The organism is Leptotrichia hongkongensis (assembly GCF_041538065.1).
In the GTDB taxonomy this organism is placed as follows: domain Bacteria; phylum Fusobacteriota; class Fusobacteriia; order Fusobacteriales; family Leptotrichiaceae; genus Leptotrichia; species Leptotrichia hongkongensis.
In genome coordinates this window covers 1-17981 of sequence record NZ_JBGORW010000013.1, presented here as the reverse complement: position 1 = coordinate 17981, position 17981 = coordinate 1, and the positions used below count along the sequence as shown (strand labels likewise).

At 28.1% G+C, this 17981-nt stretch carries 13 protein-coding genes; all 13 read right to left on the bottom strand.

The window, feature by feature from the left end:
* Positions 1-49 precede the first annotated feature (49 nt).
* On the bottom strand, positions 50-3265 hold the full coding sequence (gene mfd, locus ACEG17_RS09165; protein ID WP_372583481.1) for a transcription-repair coupling factor: 3216 nt from the start codon (positions 3263-3265) through the stop codon (positions 50-52).
* Between the two features lie 18 nt (positions 3266-3283).
* Positions 3284-4321, bottom strand: a complete 1038-nt coding sequence (locus ACEG17_RS09160) for an RnfABCDGE type electron transport complex subunit D (protein WP_372583480.1) — start codon at positions 4319-4321, stop codon at positions 3284-3286.
* A gap of 138 nt (positions 4322-4459) precedes the next feature.
* The gene (locus tag ACEG17_RS09155) at positions 4460-5056 is read right to left on the bottom strand and encodes a hypothetical protein (protein WP_372583479.1); all 597 of its coding nucleotides are present in this window, start codon (positions 5054-5056) and stop codon (positions 4460-4462) included.
* Between the two features lie 69 nt (positions 5057-5125).
* On the bottom strand, positions 5126-6883 hold the full coding sequence (locus ACEG17_RS09150; protein ID WP_372583478.1) for an ABC transporter ATP-binding protein: 1758 nt from the start codon (positions 6881-6883) through the stop codon (positions 5126-5128).
* Positions 6884-7043: 160 nt separating this feature from the next.
* Positions 7044-8114, bottom strand: a complete 1071-nt coding sequence (locus ACEG17_RS09145) for a polysaccharide deacetylase family protein (RefSeq protein ID WP_372583477.1) — start codon at positions 8112-8114, stop codon at positions 7044-7046.
* Positions 8115-8437: 323 nt separating this feature from the next.
* Entirely contained in the window at positions 8438-9172 is a 735-nt protein-coding gene (locus ACEG17_RS09140; RefSeq protein WP_372583476.1) for a glycosyltransferase, read from the bottom strand.
* Complete coding sequence (locus ACEG17_RS09135) at positions 9144-10700, bottom strand: glycosyltransferase family 2 protein (RefSeq protein WP_372583475.1); 1557 nt, start codon at positions 10698-10700, stop codon at positions 9144-9146. The genes ACEG17_RS09140 and ACEG17_RS09135 overlap by 29 nt, the downstream gene beginning before the upstream one ends.
* Positions 10701-10731: 31 nt before the next feature.
* On the bottom strand, positions 10732-11826 hold the full coding sequence (locus tag ACEG17_RS09130; protein ID WP_372583474.1) for a glycosyltransferase family 9 protein: 1095 nt from the start codon (positions 11824-11826) through the stop codon (positions 10732-10734).
* Between the two features lie 64 nt (positions 11827-11890).
* Positions 11891-12994 (bottom strand): glycosyltransferase family 9 protein, encoded by a 1104-nt coding sequence (locus tag ACEG17_RS09125; RefSeq protein WP_372583473.1) that lies wholly within the window; start codon positions 12992-12994, stop codon positions 11891-11893.
* Between the two features lie 94 nt (positions 12995-13088).
* Positions 13089-14225, bottom strand: coding sequence for a glycosyltransferase (locus ACEG17_RS09120; protein WP_372583472.1), 1137 nt, complete (start codon positions 14223-14225; stop codon positions 13089-13091).
* Positions 14226-14368: 143 nt separating this feature from the next.
* On the bottom strand, positions 14369-15379 hold the full coding sequence (locus ACEG17_RS09115) for a capsular polysaccharide synthesis protein (protein ID WP_372583471.1): 1011 nt from the start codon (positions 15377-15379) through the stop codon (positions 14369-14371).
* Positions 15372-16673, bottom strand: coding sequence for an O-antigen ligase family protein (locus ACEG17_RS09110; RefSeq protein WP_372583470.1), 1302 nt, complete (start codon positions 16671-16673; stop codon positions 15372-15374). The genes ACEG17_RS09115 and ACEG17_RS09110 overlap by 8 nt, the downstream gene beginning before the upstream one ends.
* 47 nt (positions 16674-16720) lie before the next feature.
* Positions 16721-17737 (bottom strand): glycosyltransferase family 9 protein, encoded by a 1017-nt coding sequence (locus ACEG17_RS09105; RefSeq protein WP_372583469.1) that lies wholly within the window; start codon positions 17735-17737, stop codon positions 16721-16723.
* Positions 17738-17981: the final 244 nt, after the last annotated feature.

Below are 17981 nucleotides of genomic sequence, written 5' to 3'. Positions count from 1 at the left end.
TATTTATGACAAAACTTCTTTAACCCTGAACCTAAAAGTTTTGACAATTTTATTCACATCCCACAACAGTTAAAAAATCCGATTTTCTTACTTTCATTACAACAAGATTATCAACTGTATCCTCCTCTTTATTTTTTCCTTTCGGACTTACTGCATCAATAGTTTTTACAACTTTCTTCATCTCAAATTTTTCATTTAACTCTGCCTGTTCTTTTTGAGCGTTTCCTAAAAAGTACAGCTCAAAATGATTTCTTGTTTCAAAAATTCTCTGAATTTTGTATTTTTCAGCAAATAATTTTAATTTAATGCTTAAAATAAATTTTTTCATCTGTTCTGGAATTTTCCCAAATCTATCTCTAATTTCATCAAGCAAATCAGTTAATTCGCTATCTGTTTCCAGCATTGCAAAACGTTTATAGATATTTAGCCTTTCATCTTTTTCAATATATGTTTCCGGAATAAATCCTCTTTCATTTAGTATAATTTCCACATTTTCTATTTTTTCGACGAACTCGCCCTTTTGCCTACGAATTTCCTCATTTAGCATTTTTATATATAAATCATATCCAAAAGTTTCAATCGTTCCGTGCTGCTTATCTCCCAAAATTTCCCCAGCACCACGTATTTTCAAGTCTTCCATCGAAATTTGAAAACCTCCTGATTTTATTCCTTCCACTTTTAGCATGCTTTCTTCCTTTTGACGTCCCTGCTTTGTAATATTTCTCGTTTTTAATAAATAACAGTATCCTTGCCTGTTGCTACGTCCTACACGCCCTTTCAGCTGATACACCTGCGATAATCCTAGACCAGTAAAATTTTCAATCAAAATAGTGTTAGCATTTCCCACATCAATTCCATTTTCAATAATTGTTGAAGCAATCAGAATGTCAAACTGCCCATTTTCAAAACGCAACAACTTATCCTTAATTTCCTTTGGCGGAAGCTGTCCATTTATAAATTCTATTTTTACAAAATCTGGAAGCATTTCCTTCAGTTCCTTCAATTTTTCCTTCATATTTTTTACATCGTTATAAATATAGAAAACTTGCCCATCACGTGATAGTTCACGCAGTATTGCCATTTTTATTGTTTCCTCATCCCAATCGAGAATTTCTGTTATAATGGGAAGCCTGTTTGTTGGCGGAGTGTCAATTATGGAAATCTCTCGGATTCCAAGCATCGCAAGATTTAATGTACGTGGAATCGGAGTCGCAGTTAATGTCAGCACATCCAGCTTTTCCCTTTGAGATTTTAACTTTTCTTTAGCCTTAACTCCAAATTTCTGCTCCTCATCAATAATTAAAAGCCCTAAGTTCTTAAACTGTACGTCATCACTTAGAAGCCTGTGAGTTCCAATAACTAAGTCAATAATTCCACTTTTCAGATTTTTCAAAATATCTTTTGATTTACTTTTTGTAAGCCGTGATAAATTCTCAATTGTAATTGGATAATTTTCAAATCTTCTTTTAAATCTTTCAAAATGCTGTTCTGCAAGCACTGTAGTCGGAGCTACCATAACAACCTGCTTTCCATTGTCAATTGCTTTAAATGCAGCTCTCATTGCAACTTCCGTTTTCCCATATCCAACATCTCCACAGACAATCCTGTCCATTATTTGCGGACTTTCCATATCCTTTTTCACATCATTTATGGCATTTCTCTGATCTTCTGTTTCTTCAAATGGAAAATTCGCCTCAAATTCCTCCTGCCACACAGTATCTTTCTGATATACAAAACCGTTCTGGCTTTGTCTTCTTGCCTGTATTTTGATAAGTTCTGCCGCAAATTTCTGAATATCTTCTTCGAGCTTTTTTCTTTTCCGTTTAAATCCACGTGTTCCCAGCCTGAATAACTGCGGTTCCGTATCATTTGACACATATTTTTCAAGTCTGTCCAGCTTTTCCACAGGAATATACAAAATATCCTCGTCAGCATACTTGATTTTCAAATAATCCCGCTCTTCCATTGTCTGAATTCCCTTATAAATTCCAACACCATATTGAACGTGGATTACATAGTCACCTTCTATAATCTGATTGACTTTTTTATATTTTATAGCTTTTGTTGTTTTTTTCTTTCGCTCGTAAATATATCCGTCAAGCTCCCTGTCTGTAAGCACAATAAAATTATTTTTTCTATTTTTATTATCTGGATTTTCTGAAGTATCACTAAAGATAAATCCTTCAAACAGCTCATATTTTTCAATTTCCAGATTGTTTTCTTTTTCAGTCAGAATTTGTCCAAATTCAGCCATTTTCTTCTCATAGTTATTCGTAAAAATATAAATATCTTCAATTTTTGACAATTTTTCAAGCCTATTTTTATCCCTAAAAGTTTCAATCTGCTCCTGTGAGAAATTTTTAGTCTGAACAAAAATACTTTTTTTCTTCAGATTTTCATATCTTTTTCGATAAATTTCCTCACGGCTTCTGTCAAGCAAAATAAACTCTTCCATTTTATAGTCCAGCAATTCCTCATTTTCAATAACGATCGTTACATCTTCCGCCTTTAGTTCATCAATAAGCTCAATCAATTCATAATTATTTCCAGAAAGCAAATTTCCAAAAACCTTTATTTCTTGCATCTTTTCCACAGAAATCTGGCTATCAATGTCAAAAATTCTTATACTTTCCAGTTCATCCCCAAAAAATTCCAGTCTAACAGGATTTTCCAAATCTGGCGGAAAAATATCAAGAATATCCCCACGTCTGCTGTACTGACCCTTTTTCTCAATCAAATATGAATTTTCATACCCATTTTCTACAAGAAATTCCACAATTTTCGTAAAACTATATTCTTTTCCAATCTCAAAGGAAAAAAACTTAACTTTTTCAAAAAAAATATCCAAAGTAATCTGTAAATTCACAAATAAAATAAATTTTTCCTGATTTTTTAAAATATCCAACAGTCTTATATTTATTCCAGTAATATCTTCTTTATTTTGTGAAATATTTTCAAAAATATCAATTATTTTTTTATCTTCTAGTTTATTTTTACTTTCTTTAATATTTTTTTTACCAGTTTTAGATTTTTTTATTAAAATATCCTTTTGTTTTTCTGACATTTCATAGTAATTTTCCAGCATTGCATGATAATTTTCCAAATTTCTGTTGGATGTGGAAATATAAATTATCTTTTTCTTTTCTGAACATAATAAAAACCACGGAATTGCACCGCGGTAAAAATTATTTTCAGATTGTAAAATATCTATTTTTTTATCTTTTAATTTTTCTATTTTATCTAAAAAACTTAAGTTAAAGTTCATAAAAAGCCTTCCCTATTTTTATCTGTTGTTGTATAATCGCCATATTCCATATACAACATAAATATAAACAATATATGGAATAAATCCATAAGTATGCAGGTAAGATGTTGCAAATACAATTAAAACTACAATAATTGCAAAACCAATCCCTTGTATTATTTCAGCAAAGGAAACTGATTCCTCACCAAATACATTTGGCTTGAAAATTGTATTTATAGGTTTTGTGAAAGGGTTCAAAATTAACACTGAATAAATAATTGCTTCAGTATGAATTCCTAAAAACCAGAATATTACTGTGGAAAGTCCAGCTAAAAATCCAAAGAATATTTTTCCAAACCCATGTTGAGGAGTAGTGAACGTATCTGTCAAAACAAAAATTCCCATAAATATTACTTCTCCAAGCGAAGTCGTTACATCTACATTACGACTAGAAGATACATAATATCCAATGAAAATTGTAACAAAAAATGCTACCGACACATGCCAAGTTATTTTTGTTCTAAACATTAAATATATAGCTCCTAAAACCATTGCAATTATTGAAAATTCACCAATTATACCTTTATTTATTAAAATCAAAGATGCCAACCCTGATATCTTTTCATTGGAAATATTCAAAATTTCTGAATTAGTCCATGCTGTAGAATTAGGTGCAAGAACTGCTGGGAAAAATGTTAACACAAATAGTTTTCCCAAAATCACAGGATTAAAAATTTTCTTATCCATTCCTCTGTATATAACTTTTCCAAACAGTGTGGCCATTCCACCAGCAAATGCCGCTACGTAAAATGGTGTAAATGGAGCAAGTACAAACCCTGTTAAAGCCCCTATTACAACTCCCGAAAAATCTTTTAAAGCATCTCTGTTCTTCTGTATTAAGAATGAAAATATTATTTCTATCAGTTCTGAAGCAATAACTGCTGATAATATCACTAAAACTGGTGTTATTTCATAAACAAAAAATGCTACAAGCAACATGGGAATTAGAGATACTAAAATATCTATATTAGTTTTTGTTAAATTTTCCTGTAATTCTTTTCTCCTACTTCTAAACATATTAAATTTCACTACCTTTCTTTTATATTTTGATATTTCCATGTTTTGATAAATATAATTTTCTATAATTAGTTACTAAAATCAAAAATTTATTTAACTTGCATTAACTATGTTTTCAAAAAATTTGAGTTACTACTACTATTCTGAAGAGCTTGAATCTCCTCCACCTGACGAAGATGAACCTGAACTGCTACTTCCACTACCACCAGAACTGCTGCTTCCAGATGATTTTGGAGCAGAATCTTGAGATTTAACTTTTGATGTAGTTTCTTTTGGTGCTGCTGCCGAACTGTCTTTTAAACGGCTATGTCTTGGCGCTTTAGATAAGCCGTTTCTATTATTTCTTCTATTTTTTCTATTTTCTTTTTTACCATTAACTTTGTTACCTTCATTAAGAGCAAATTCTGGATTAACTGCACCTTCTGTTAATGCTGCAGGTTGTTGCGGAGGTGTATTTACAGCTGGTTGCTGTGTTTGAGGCTGAGACTGTGCCTGAACGTTTGTTGCTACAGGCTGCTGTTGAACTTCTTTTTTCTGTTCAGGTTTTTTCTCTTCTTTTTTAGCTTCTACTTTTGCTGTTTTTACTTCCTTAACTTCTTTTATTTTATCTCCTACTTTTTTAGTTTCATCTTCTAATTGTTTTACTAAATTTTTCGAGTTCTTTGAATCTTGACTTCCAAATGCCACAAGTACAATTGACATCAAAAATAAAAAAATACCTTTTATCTGTTTCATTTTTACTCTCCTAACTTTTTATTTTTTTTAGTAAAATATAATTTTATATGCCATAATTTTGAATTTTTATTAATTTTTTATATTATTATCAAAGTTTTTATTATATAACGCTTTGTAAATTCCATCTTTACTTAATAATTCATTATGACTTCCCACTTCTTTTATTTCACCTTTCTGTATCACTACTATTTTATTACTATTTTCGATTGTTGTCAACCTATGAGCGATAATAAATGTTGTTTTTCCTTCCATAAGTTTTTCAAGTGCGTCCTGAACCAGCTTTTCAGACTCATTATCAAGAGCTGAAGTTGCTTCATCCAAAATTAATATTTGAGGATTTTCTAAGATTGCACGTGCAATTGCAATCCTTTGTTTCTGTCCACCTGATAATTTTACTCCGCGTTCTCCAATTTCTGTATCATATCCATCAGGAAGATTTTCAATAAATTCATGTGCATTAGCTTGTTTTGCAGCTTCTACAACTTCTTCAAAAGTAGCATTCTGACGACTATATTTTATGTTACTAAGTATCGTTCCAGAAAAAAGGAATGTCTCCTGTGGCACGATTCCTATTGCTTTACGTAAACTCTTTATTTCATAATCTCTAACATCAATTCCATCAATTTTTAATGAACCATTTGATACATCAAAAAATCTTGGTATTAAATTTACAAGTGTTGATTTTCCACCACCTGAGTTCCCTACAAAGGCAACTGTTTCACCTTTTTTAACATCTAAATTAATGTTTTTCAATATTTTTTCAGGATTATCTTTATATTCAAAATCTACATTTTCAAAGCTTATTCCATCTGTAAAATTCTCAAATTTTATGCAGTTTTCTTTATTTACAATAGATGGCATTTCTTCTAAGATTTCAGAAACTCTTGTAATTGAAGATAAGTTTACGCTTATTGCATTAAATCTTGTTATGGCACGTCTTGCAGGTGTATACATTGATGAAATAGCACCTATTATCGTAACAAAGTCTCCAGGCGTAAAATTTTTTGCCCTCAAAACACGATATCCGCTAAACATCAATAGAAGCGCTATTATTATATAATTTAAAGCTTCCATAATGGAGTTAGCTTTTGCATTGTATCTAGCAGACCTTACAGCAATTTTTTTTAAATTATTATTTTTTTTCTTAAAATTATTTATTTCATACTTCTCTGTAGCAAATGCCCTTATAACCCTAATTCCTGACAATGTTTCCTGCAACTTGGAATTTAGCCCATCTAATGCCTCTTGCCGCTGCCTTCCTGAATGCTTTAGCCTTTTTGCATATCTTCTTACTGTAATTACAAGGATTGGAGTAACAACCATGACTCCTAAAGTTAAATCAAAATCTATATAAAATGCTATTCCTAAAAAAAAGACTACTTTTATTATTTCAGAAATCATATCAAAAATCTCTAATATAATTGAATTTATATTGCTAGGGTCTGTCATGACACGTGTCATCATATCCCCTATTTTTTTGCTTGAAAAATATTCCATATCTAAAGTCTGTATTTTGTTATAAATATCAGTAACTATGTCCTTATAGATAGAAGATGAAATTACAGTTGAAAAAATTGTATTCCAATACATAAGTACTGCTCCAACTGCCGCAAGCATTATCATTGCCCCTGCCGCATACAAAATATCCTTTTCACTTTTTCCTGCAATACCTTTATCAAACAGCCTTTTTATCAAAGCTATTGGAGCTGAAGAAACAAGAGATGATATTGTTGCAAGTAAAAGATTTAGTATGATTAATATATAATATTTTTTTATATATTTTTTTAATTTTTTAATTACTCCAAAATCGAGTTCTATCTTTTTCATATATCTAAATTTGCCTTTCATTATTTGCTTTTATATAAAACCATTTTAAAATTGAACTAAAAATTTGTAGGTTATTTTTTCAAAAATATTATTTTTTCTAACTCGCTCAATCTTTTCTAGGCTCAAATAAATTTTAAATCATTTTTTGTAAAATATCTGATTAACGTTTTTTTACAAAAATATTTCTCAATTTTCTATAATATGGACTGCTTCCATCAGTCAGTTCATTTTTAAATTCGTCAAAACTCTCAAAATCGTCTCCACTTACACGATAAATCCAGTTTTTATTAAGTTTTAATGGATTTACGCCTTTTCTTGTAGTAATAAATACATCAACTCCCAATTTTCTTATATCTTCCCGGTTCCCTTTGTATCGGTGACCCCAAGGATATGCAAGGCAATCTGGAGTTTTTCCAAGTTTTTCTTCAATAATTTTTTTATTTTCCAGAATTTCAAATTCTACAATTTTTCTAAACTCTTCTTCACTAACTTTATCAAAAAATTCTTTTTGATTTTCTTTAAATAATTTATTTAAAAATTCTTTTTTTTCTTTTTCAGATTTATTATTTTTTTGTAACTCTGTTATATTTCTATATTTTTCTACAAAGTCCTTCTTTGGCTTATATCCAGGAATTGAAATTTTACTTCTTAATTTAAATACTGGAAGTCCATTTAATTTTTCCATATCTTTTTTTTCATCATAATTTCCTTCAAAAAATAAATTATAGCTTTCTCTTTTAAAATATGGCGAACTTTCATTATCATAAAAAGCAAGCACTTCAATATCCTTTACTGTTAACTGATGAGAATGTGTGTGAAGCTGAAAATCAACCAGTCCGCTTTCATACATTTCTCTTACTTCATCCCAGTTTAAATACGCTTCATCTTTTTCAATAAATTTTGTATTCAAAAATATCGTAGCTTTCATATTATACTTTTTCAAAATTGGAAAAGCTAAAGTGTAATTATTTTTATAACCATCATCAAAAGTTATTAATATTGAATTTTTCGGCAATGTATAATTTAATCCCTTTAGTTCCTCCATTTTAAAAGTTTTTTTATCTTTTATCCATTTTATATGTTCTTCAAATTCATCTACAAAAATTCCACCTTTTCCTTTTTCACTGTCAACACTATGATACATAAGACATAAAACAAAATTTTTTCTAGTTTTGTTATAAATGACAAATATAAAAAATAGTAGAATTATTATTAAAACTAAATATATCATTTTTCCATCCTTCATTTATAAATAGTGAAATTATTCTAAATACTGAAAAATAATTACTTTAGTAAATATTTTTTATTTTAATAGATATTAATTTTATACTTCAACATAAATTAAAGATTTTTATATTTATTCTTTTTAATTTTATATTATTTTAAAAACAAATTCAAAAATTATAAATATTTAAGCCAAACCTAAGATTGTTTGATATACAAGTTTGATATTAAATGTAAAATGGAATTATTATAACCATTTGTACTTATATTTTATACGAAACATAAAAAAATAACAACTAAAAAATAAGAAAAATATTTATTAAAATATAATTATAACTTTCCTTTCAACTTTAAGATTTTTGCTCTGATTTTTTTTATCAATCTATCAATTTTAAAGCTTAATACAGTATTTTTACGATTTTTACTAAAATGAACGTGTCTTTTATTTCCAATATGTGTTACATATGGTTCCTTAAAAAATACTGTTTTAAACCCATGTTCTTTATAAAAATCAGACAAAACTTCCTCATATCTCTGATTTTCCAATTTTTCGTGAAGTCCAAATAAGTCCATATCTTTTTTTCTTCTTAGGGCTGGATTATAAGTAAATATTTCACCTTTTACACTATAATATTTTTCACCATTTTTTGAAATATAATCTTCATCATAAAAAAAATCTTTTGCAAAATCTTTTTTATCACGTAGTCCAACAACTAGAATTTTTTCATCTTCCTCCATCAGTTCCATTGATTTTTCAATAAAACCTTTTTTCAAAAATTTCCAGTCATCTTCACAGTGAAAAATATACTTAGTATCAACCTCACGGTAAGCCTTGTCAATTGACTTTAATTGCCCCAGCCGTGTTTCATTAACTATAAGCTTGAAATTATTATTTTTATCGTTATATTTTGAAATTAATCTCTCCAATTTTTTCCCTTCAGTACTGTCTTCTGTAATTATTATCTTTTTAATTGGATAAGTGTTGTATTCAAAAAAGCTGTCAAGCGTTTCTTCCAGCAGATCGAATCTTCCGCAGCTAGTTATTACCAGCGTTACTTCTTTCATATCTATCAAGCCCTTTCTTAGCTTTTGTTTTTTTATTTTCTATTGCATTTGCCAAATATTCATCATTTTTTTTCAACCTGCTTCTATCATTTTCATTATGATATAAATGGCAAGTCAAAGCCTCAAATTTGAGTTTTTTCTTTTTACATCCAATATTAAACAGCCTTACGGCAAGTTCACTATCCTCTCTTCCCCAGCCTTCTATTTCTTCTTCAAAACCATTTACTCTAATTAAATCATCTTTAAAGAATGACATATTGCAGGATCTTACTCCACGTAAATTTCTATCTACTTTTGTAAAAATTTTTGAAAGAAGTTTACTTCTCACCATATTCATATTGTTTTTAAGTCCTTTTGTAAAAAGATTTATTTTTTTGCCTTCCATTATTTCCTTTGCCACAGCTGGTGAAGTTATAACTCGTGAACCTTGAATAAAACAACCTCTTTCCATATTTTTTATATGGTCTTCAACAAAATGCCTATTTAATATCAAATCACCATCAATTATTATTATATAATTACCTGTTGCCTTGCTTATCGCCCTATTTCTAGACATTCCAGCCCGAAATCCCTTGTCTTCCTGCCACGAATGAATAATATTGCTTTGAGGATAGCTTTGCTGAAATCTTTTTACTAAATCTATTGTTTCCTGCTTTGAGCCATCATCAGCAATTATAATTTCTTTTGGTGTAACAGTTTGATCTAATGCACTATTTAAACAAGCTTCCAAAGCTTTTGGCCAATTGTATGTAGTAATAACAAGGGACGTATCGTTTCCTAAGTTATTATAATATTCTTCACGTAATTTTGTATATTTTGTCATCGTATAGATGGAGCTATATTTAGCAAGCAAATACCCTTCATAGCCATCCAGAAACCCCAATTGCAAAATATACATCTTTATAAACCTGAACAGCATTTTGGAATATATTTTTATAAAACTTGGGTTTTTACCTTTTTTTATATATTCTTTAGCACTTTGGGAAGTATATCTATTTAATTTTTCAAGAAATTCCTCTATACTATCGTAAGTATAATGGATTATCATTTCTTTTATTTTTTTTATTTGACTGTCAGTCTGGTACTGTTCATGTACTTCACGGCTATTTATTTTTACTTTTCCATTTTTCCATAATCTGATTACATAGTCATCCCATCCGCCAAATTTTATTTCTTTTTTAAAAGCTATATTTCGCAGTTTAATTTTGTAAACATCACCTGATGGATTTTCACTGTTTATAATTGATTTTATTTTTACTTTCAGCTGTGGCGATATTACTTCGTCAGCATCTATTAACAAAATCCATTCACCTTTGCATTTTTTTAAAACAGAATTTTTTTGCGGTCCATATCCTTTCCATTTTTCTACAAAAACTTTTGCTCCCTTCGCAAGTGCGATTTCCACAGTTCTGTCGTTACTTCCGCTGTCTACAACTATTATTTCATCAGCTATTTCTCTTACCGAATCCAAAGTTTTCCCAATTCTGTTTTCCTCATTAAAAGTTATTATTCCTACGGATAATTTCATCAGCATTCTCCTATTTCATATTTTTTAATTTCTAAACAGCAGGCAAAGCATTCTTTTGACATAATTCATCAAACATTTTTTCAAAATTTACATCATTAATACGATTTTCAGGATAATCAATTAATATATTGCCTTCTTCCTTTATACGCCATTTATTTTTATTAATCTTTGGACCATAAAAAGCCATTATTTTCTTATTCAATCCTTCAGCAATATGTAAAATCGAAGTATCAAGCGACACTACTAAATCACTGCTATTAATTATTGATATAGAATCCAGGATTGTTTTAGATTTTTCAAAAAATAAAACTTTTTTGTTGTCTGTTTTTTTTAGGATATTATGTATTGTTTCCCTGTCATTTGGTGAATCTAGAATTATAATTGTATAATCCTTATACATTTCTCCCAGCCTTTTTATTATAATAAGCGCATTTTCCTCGTTTATCTTTCTTCCTCTTGATGCTCCAAAAAAATTTAATGCTATTATTTTATCTTTCACGTTATTTTCTTCAAGAAATTTATCTACATTTTTTCTAGATTCTTCAGAAATAGGAACATCATATTTTGTGTCTTTTATTTCAACATTTACGCTTTCCATCATCTGTCTATAAATTTGAATCATTTTTAAAGTATTATTCTGTTTTATATTTTTATTATATATCTTATAGTCATCTTTATTATAGCCAACATTTACAACGGCATTTACTCTGTTCAAAAGATAAACCTGCTTATACTTTAATCCTTCGGTTGAATCAAATAATACATCATATTTATTTTTTCTCAACACTTTTACTATATTTCTCCACTCATGCATTTTTTTCCTATCAAGAATATAATATTTATCTATATTGGGGTTTAATTTTAATAAATTTTCCAAAGACTTGTCGGCAACAACATCAATTTGTATATTAGGATAATTTTTCTTTATCTCTCTAAAAATAAATGAACTTATTATATAATCACCAATTTTGCCATCTGTTCTTAAAAATAAAATACGTTTTATTTTTGAAGGTACTAAATTAATATCTTTTTTATTTTTATCAAATATACGGCTCAAAATTTCATTTTTTTTATCAATCAGCTTATCCCTGTATGGTCTGTAAAATTTCCAATTTATTTTTTTCATTATTTTTTTTTATTCCTTATACAGATATTTTTATTTACGTTAGTTCAGGATAACGCATAATCCTTTAGTCGTAATTATTTTTTTCTGACAATTCTTTTATTTTAGAATTTAACCATTTCGTTGCCTCTGCTAATGGAAAGCCATATGTATGATTGTGGTCTCCAATATTTTTAGAAACAACCTGAAGACTATCAGCGGTAGTCTTTGGTGACCATCTAAAAATATTATACTTATCATTAGCATAAAAACTTAATAATGGCTTATCTAAAGAAGAGGCTATGTGAAGCGCTCCTCCATCAACTCCTATTACTAAATCAGCCAATGCCATAAAAAACACATATTCCCTAATATTAAATTTTTCAGATAAAGTAATATCCAAATCTGTATTTACATATCTCATCAAATTTTTGTAATATTCTTCACTTCCTGATGTTTTCCCCATGATAATCTTGACTTTTTTTCTTATTTCTTTTTCAATGCTATTTAACAGTTCGGCAACCTCTTTAGCTTTCATTTCTCTATCGCTACCTTGCGGAACTAATAAAATTTTTATTTTTGAATCAAATTTTTCAGAATCAGATTTCCAAAATTTTTCCATTTTAACAATGTCTTTTTCTAAAATTTCTATATGCGGCTTTTCATTTTTTATCTTAAAATATTTTGAAAATTCAGAATTTATAAGATAATCAATAATATGAGTTTCAATTGGTGGAGTACAGTCAAAATCATAATTTTTTAAATTTTTTCTGTTATAATAATGCTTCTCGTCACTTTCTCCAAAAATCATTGTAATTTTTGGACTTAATATTTTTTTCCAAATCATACGCTTCGTATTTTCCTTGCTCAAAAAATCCAATAATAAATCCCACTTTTTACGATTTTTAAGCACATCCTTACGTTTTACAATACTATCAATTATTTTTTCATTTTCATTACACAGTTTTGTAAATTCCATATTTCTGTCTGTTACTATAATTCCCAATTTTGCACTAGGATACATTTTTTTTAGTTGCCTTGCATAACAAAAAGACATTAACGTATCCCCAATAGAATCCTTTGGATTAAGCAATATAGTATTTACTTTTTTTAAATCAATATCTTTATACTTTTTTTTAGTACCAAATAGCCATATTATTATTTTAGATTTTATACTGTTTATTATATCCATGTATAACCTTTCCTTATATTAGAGTCTACCATTCAAGTTTTAACTTTTTACAGTATTTCAAATGTGCTATCTAAATCATATAGTGTCAATATATTTATTTAATATTCTCTATTAATGTCTGTAATTTTATTTTATTATTTTTCATTGAAAAATCATCAGCTCTAACTAATGATATTTTTCTATAATTTTTATATTTTTCATCATCATTCATCAATTCACAAACTTTTTCTACAAATACATCTTTATCGTTTAAAGGAATCAATTTCCCATATTCACTATTTTTTCCTAATATATCCTTTGGTCCCGTAGGACAGTCATATGCAACAACAGGTGTTCCCAAAGTAAGGCTTTCCAGCAATACAGTTGGCAAACCTTCATATTTTGCAGTATGCACAAATAATTTAGCATTTTTAAAGAATGGATACGGATTTTCAATTTGCCCAAGCAGAATTACATCGTCTTCCAGCTTATATTCTTTAATTTTTTGTTTAATCAGCTCCACTTTTTCACCATTTCCAATGAAATAAAGCTTCTCCTTTATTCCACGCTGTTTTAATTTATAGTAAATATCGACAAGATGTTCAGGCTGCTTTTGTTCTGTCAAACGTGAAACTTGCAGGAAATAGTCCTGCTTTAAATAATTTTCATACTTTTTATCAATATTTTCAGCTTTTTTACGAATAGCTTCTAAATCTATCGGATTGTAAACAAGTTCCACTTTGTTTTTATCCATTCCTAAAATTTCTACAAATTCATCTCTCATTGTATCACAGATTGCCAGTATCTTATCATATTTTTTATATTGTTTTCTATATTTTTCTATTTTGTCTGCACTTAGTTTCTCTCCAAAAGTAAGTGAGAAATGAATCCAGGCAAATACTGGAACTTTTATATCAAAATTATTATATTTCAATAAATTTGAAGAATAATCTATAATAACATCATATTTATTTTCTTTTATTATTTTTTCAACCTTTTTCAAATAAGTTGCCTTTGCCCTTATTCGATAAATTTCTTTAATAAGTTTATTTTTACCATTATAGTTATCAAATAAGAATTTATAATTTACCTTTTCAGGAATTTCATTTTCGAATAAGTTATTTTCTCGATGATTCCAAGTTATAAGTAAATCAACATCGTAATTCAGTTCCACCAGATTTTTTAAAACACTAAGTAAAACTCTTTCTTCGCCACCCATACTAAGATGTCCGTGCAATACCAATACTTTCATTTTTTCCCCATTCTTAATTACTATAAAAATATTCTTTTTTATATCAATCTACAATACTCTAAAAATTTAAAATTTATATTATTATAAATTTTTTAAAAGAAATATTGTAAAAAATATTATTTTAATCACTTTATACAGTTATTTTAGTCTATTTCATACATTTTTTTAAAATGTTCTAGAAAACTTCCTGCTGTATTCCGTTTTCCAGCGTCAATTTTATATGTAAGTTTGTGAATATTGATTCTTTTAGTTATTTCATCTAGCTTTTGCTGTGAAAATTTATCAAACCAGACCCTTATCATTTCGTGTGTCAATGTATCTGAGATAATTTTACATTTTTTATCCTTGTAATAATTTTCAATTAACTCAGTATACAGCACTTGAAAGAAAAAGTAGTTTGGTGCTAAATCATTATATTTCCAAAAGATTAGAAGCATATCTAGTAACACCTTCAACACTTCATTGTTTTTCTTTGCAAAAATTACGCTATTTAATACTCTGACTTTCATTTCATCATTCCACGAAAAATAAAAATCATCGTATTCTTCCCAATCTTTTTTCTCTTCTAAACTAAGGCTGTCATCTCTTTGGAACATAAAATAGTCCATTTCAAAATATTCCTGTGGCAAATAGTCTGTAAGCAAGATTGTCGCATCAATCCATACTCCACCATAGTTAATTAGTAAAGCGAGTCTTATTATATCTGTAAAATGTGCAAAATTTATTTTTTTATCTTCAAGCTTTTGTAAAATATATTCTGGTATTTCAAGATAATCGTTTATATTATTCATATCCAAGTGTATTACTGTGTAGTCTTTTTTATATTTTTGTACAGATTTATAGCTTATCTTCACTACATCAGGCAACTTTTCAAAATCCCATCCTTGTCCCCAGAACTGCCATATAATTTTTTCATTCTCAAATGATTTTTTTGGCTTAATTTGCTCTGCTTTGATACCTTTTGTAAAATATTCATTTAAAAGCTCATTCCAGTCTTCTCCAACCATTTTTTGAGTTATAAAGTAAACTCTGTTTTGGATTTTATTAAATAATTTTTTGGGCATCATTTCCTTGTATATATATTTATATGGTTTTTGCCTTAATTTTTTGTTAAGCCTATCAAGTTTTGAAATATTAAATTTGTAATTATTCATTTTCATCTTGTCCCTTTTCCAGTTTTATTTTTTCTTTCCATAAATAATTTAACAAAAACAGCAATATTACTGAAGTTATAATCATATATTTATTATTTAGGTTTATATCAGTAATTCCCTGTATTGCCCATGCTGCAAGAGCCGCTTTTGTACCAATTTCAAGAGCAACCAGCCTGCTATCAATATTTTCCTTATTTTTAGAAAAGTTTATAGAAACTGCCTTCATGAAAGTACTTACAAAAAATATCACAAAGAATAAAATTCCTACAATCCCAAAATCCAGCAGGAATTGAAGATAAGTATTGTGTGTATGCACATAATAAATCGGCCATTCGCTTAATTTATCAAGAAAATTTTCATGCACATATTTACTGACACCCATTTTTTCATAATAGTCAAGATTAAATTCCTTTCTATCTTCCCATTTCCATCCAAGTACCGGCTTTTGCCTAAAAGCTTCCATTCCTGTTTTCCAAAAAATTATTCTTAATTTACTTGAAGGATCTTTTTCATAATTTACAATGTATTGCATTCTTTCTGAAATTGAACTTGGTAATAAAAAATACCCGCCTACACAAACCAAAAAAACTGCTAGAATATATCTTTTTCTTTTTTTTAAAGCAATATAAAAAATTGTTGGCAATAAACAAATATAAACCATTTTAGATCTGTTTACAATGACTAAAAACAATGTCAATATTGTTATTAGAGCTAAAACTATCTTTATTATCCTATTTTTCTTTTTATCTTCATTTTTGTAAAAAAGTAGAAAAGATATTAAAAATAACAAAACTATACACATGATATTAGCAAAGTCTTGCACTGTTAAGATTGCAGTAATTCTTGGATAATAAGACCCTATTGGCGTTGCCCAGGCCTTATAATCTTTTATAAAATTATAAGTTGCAAGAAACATTACTATCATAGCTCCAGCCAAAGTCGCTTTCAAAAAAATCATAACTCTCTTCATACTTCTTATAAAAAATATAAATGGAAAAAAAATCAAATATTTTAAAAGATAATTATCTAAACGAGTATCTATCCCACCATCAAAATATGCTATTATAAAAGGTACAAACACAAAAAGCAATAACTCTATAGAAAATTCTATGTCTAAATTTTCAAAGAATTTTTTTCGATTTTCTCTAAAAATCATAGAAATTACAAATGCTAATAATAAGGCATGTATCACAATGTTATTTTCAAATTTTTCTGATAAAAACAAAGCAATTCCAGCCAATAAACAAAAAACAAATCCTGTTTTATTTATAATTAAATTAATTTTTTTATTCATAATATAAGTTCTCTTTCTTTTTTTATTTTTAAAACGATAACTTTATCTTAAATCCGATTCATAATTTCTTTAAAGACTCTATCCACACTAATTAAAGGAATTCCTTTATAGTAATCTTTTTTATATTCGTGTCTTTTCTCAGGAATTTTCACAATGTTATTTTCATAAAATTCATTATCCTCAATAACATTACTTTTTTCAGTATATGGAAAAAAACCCAAATCTCGCTTTCCTGGACCAAAAATCCCAATCACAAAAGGTTTTTCAAATCCACTTGCAATATGAATTGGAGAACTATCATTTCCAACGACAATATCAGCCTTTGAAATCAAAGCTCCAAATTCTACAAGATTAATTTCTCCACGAAAATCAATAACATTTTTATCATTTGGGAAATTTAGAGATAAATTTTTTTCGGCTTTTGAGCCAGTTATACCAATAAAATAATTTTTATTTTTTTTCAATCTTTCAATAACCTCACGATATTTTTCTATCGGCCACATTTTTTCTGCTCTTTGACTACCTGGTGCAACTAATATGAGTTTTTGCCCCTCATTTCCAAAGTAACCGTGATGTCCCAGAATTTTATTAATTTTAGTAAAATTTTCTTTTGCAGGATAAATTCTAATTGGAATTTTTTCTCCTTTATATTCTACTAAATCAAGTAATCTTTCTACTTCATGCTTTTTCATATCATAATGAACTTTCTTATTTAGCAAAAATGAGCCTGTCGCTACATCAAATCCTACAATATTAGGAATTTTTGCTAATTTTGCAAGCAATATGGATTTTATAAATCTATGTGGAATTACCGCATAGTCATATTTTTTTTGTTTTAAAATCTTTAGAACTCTCAAAAACCCTTTTATCCCTTTATCTTGCCCTTTTTTGTCATAAAGAATTATTTCATTTAAATTTGGATTGTTACTTATCACACTTTTATTTGTCGGCAATGTCAAATAATCAATTTCTGATTCAGGATACATGTCCTTTAACCTTTGTATCAAAGGCGTAGACAATACAATATCTCCAATAAACGCTGTATGTATTACCAATATTTTCATTTCTTCTCCTTTTTCAAAACCCCATTAATCCAAAATCTTCTAAAACATCCTATTTTTAAGCTTTTTTATAAATATTTCATTTATCTTTATATACAGAGTTATTATACCATATTTTAGTATTTTTTTACATAGGTTAGCAGGTATATTGAAATAAAAAATGTATAGATGTCAAACATTTGTTACAAAAATATATTAAAAAAAATATTTCTTCCCTAATGTATCTTTAACCTACTGATTTTCCTTG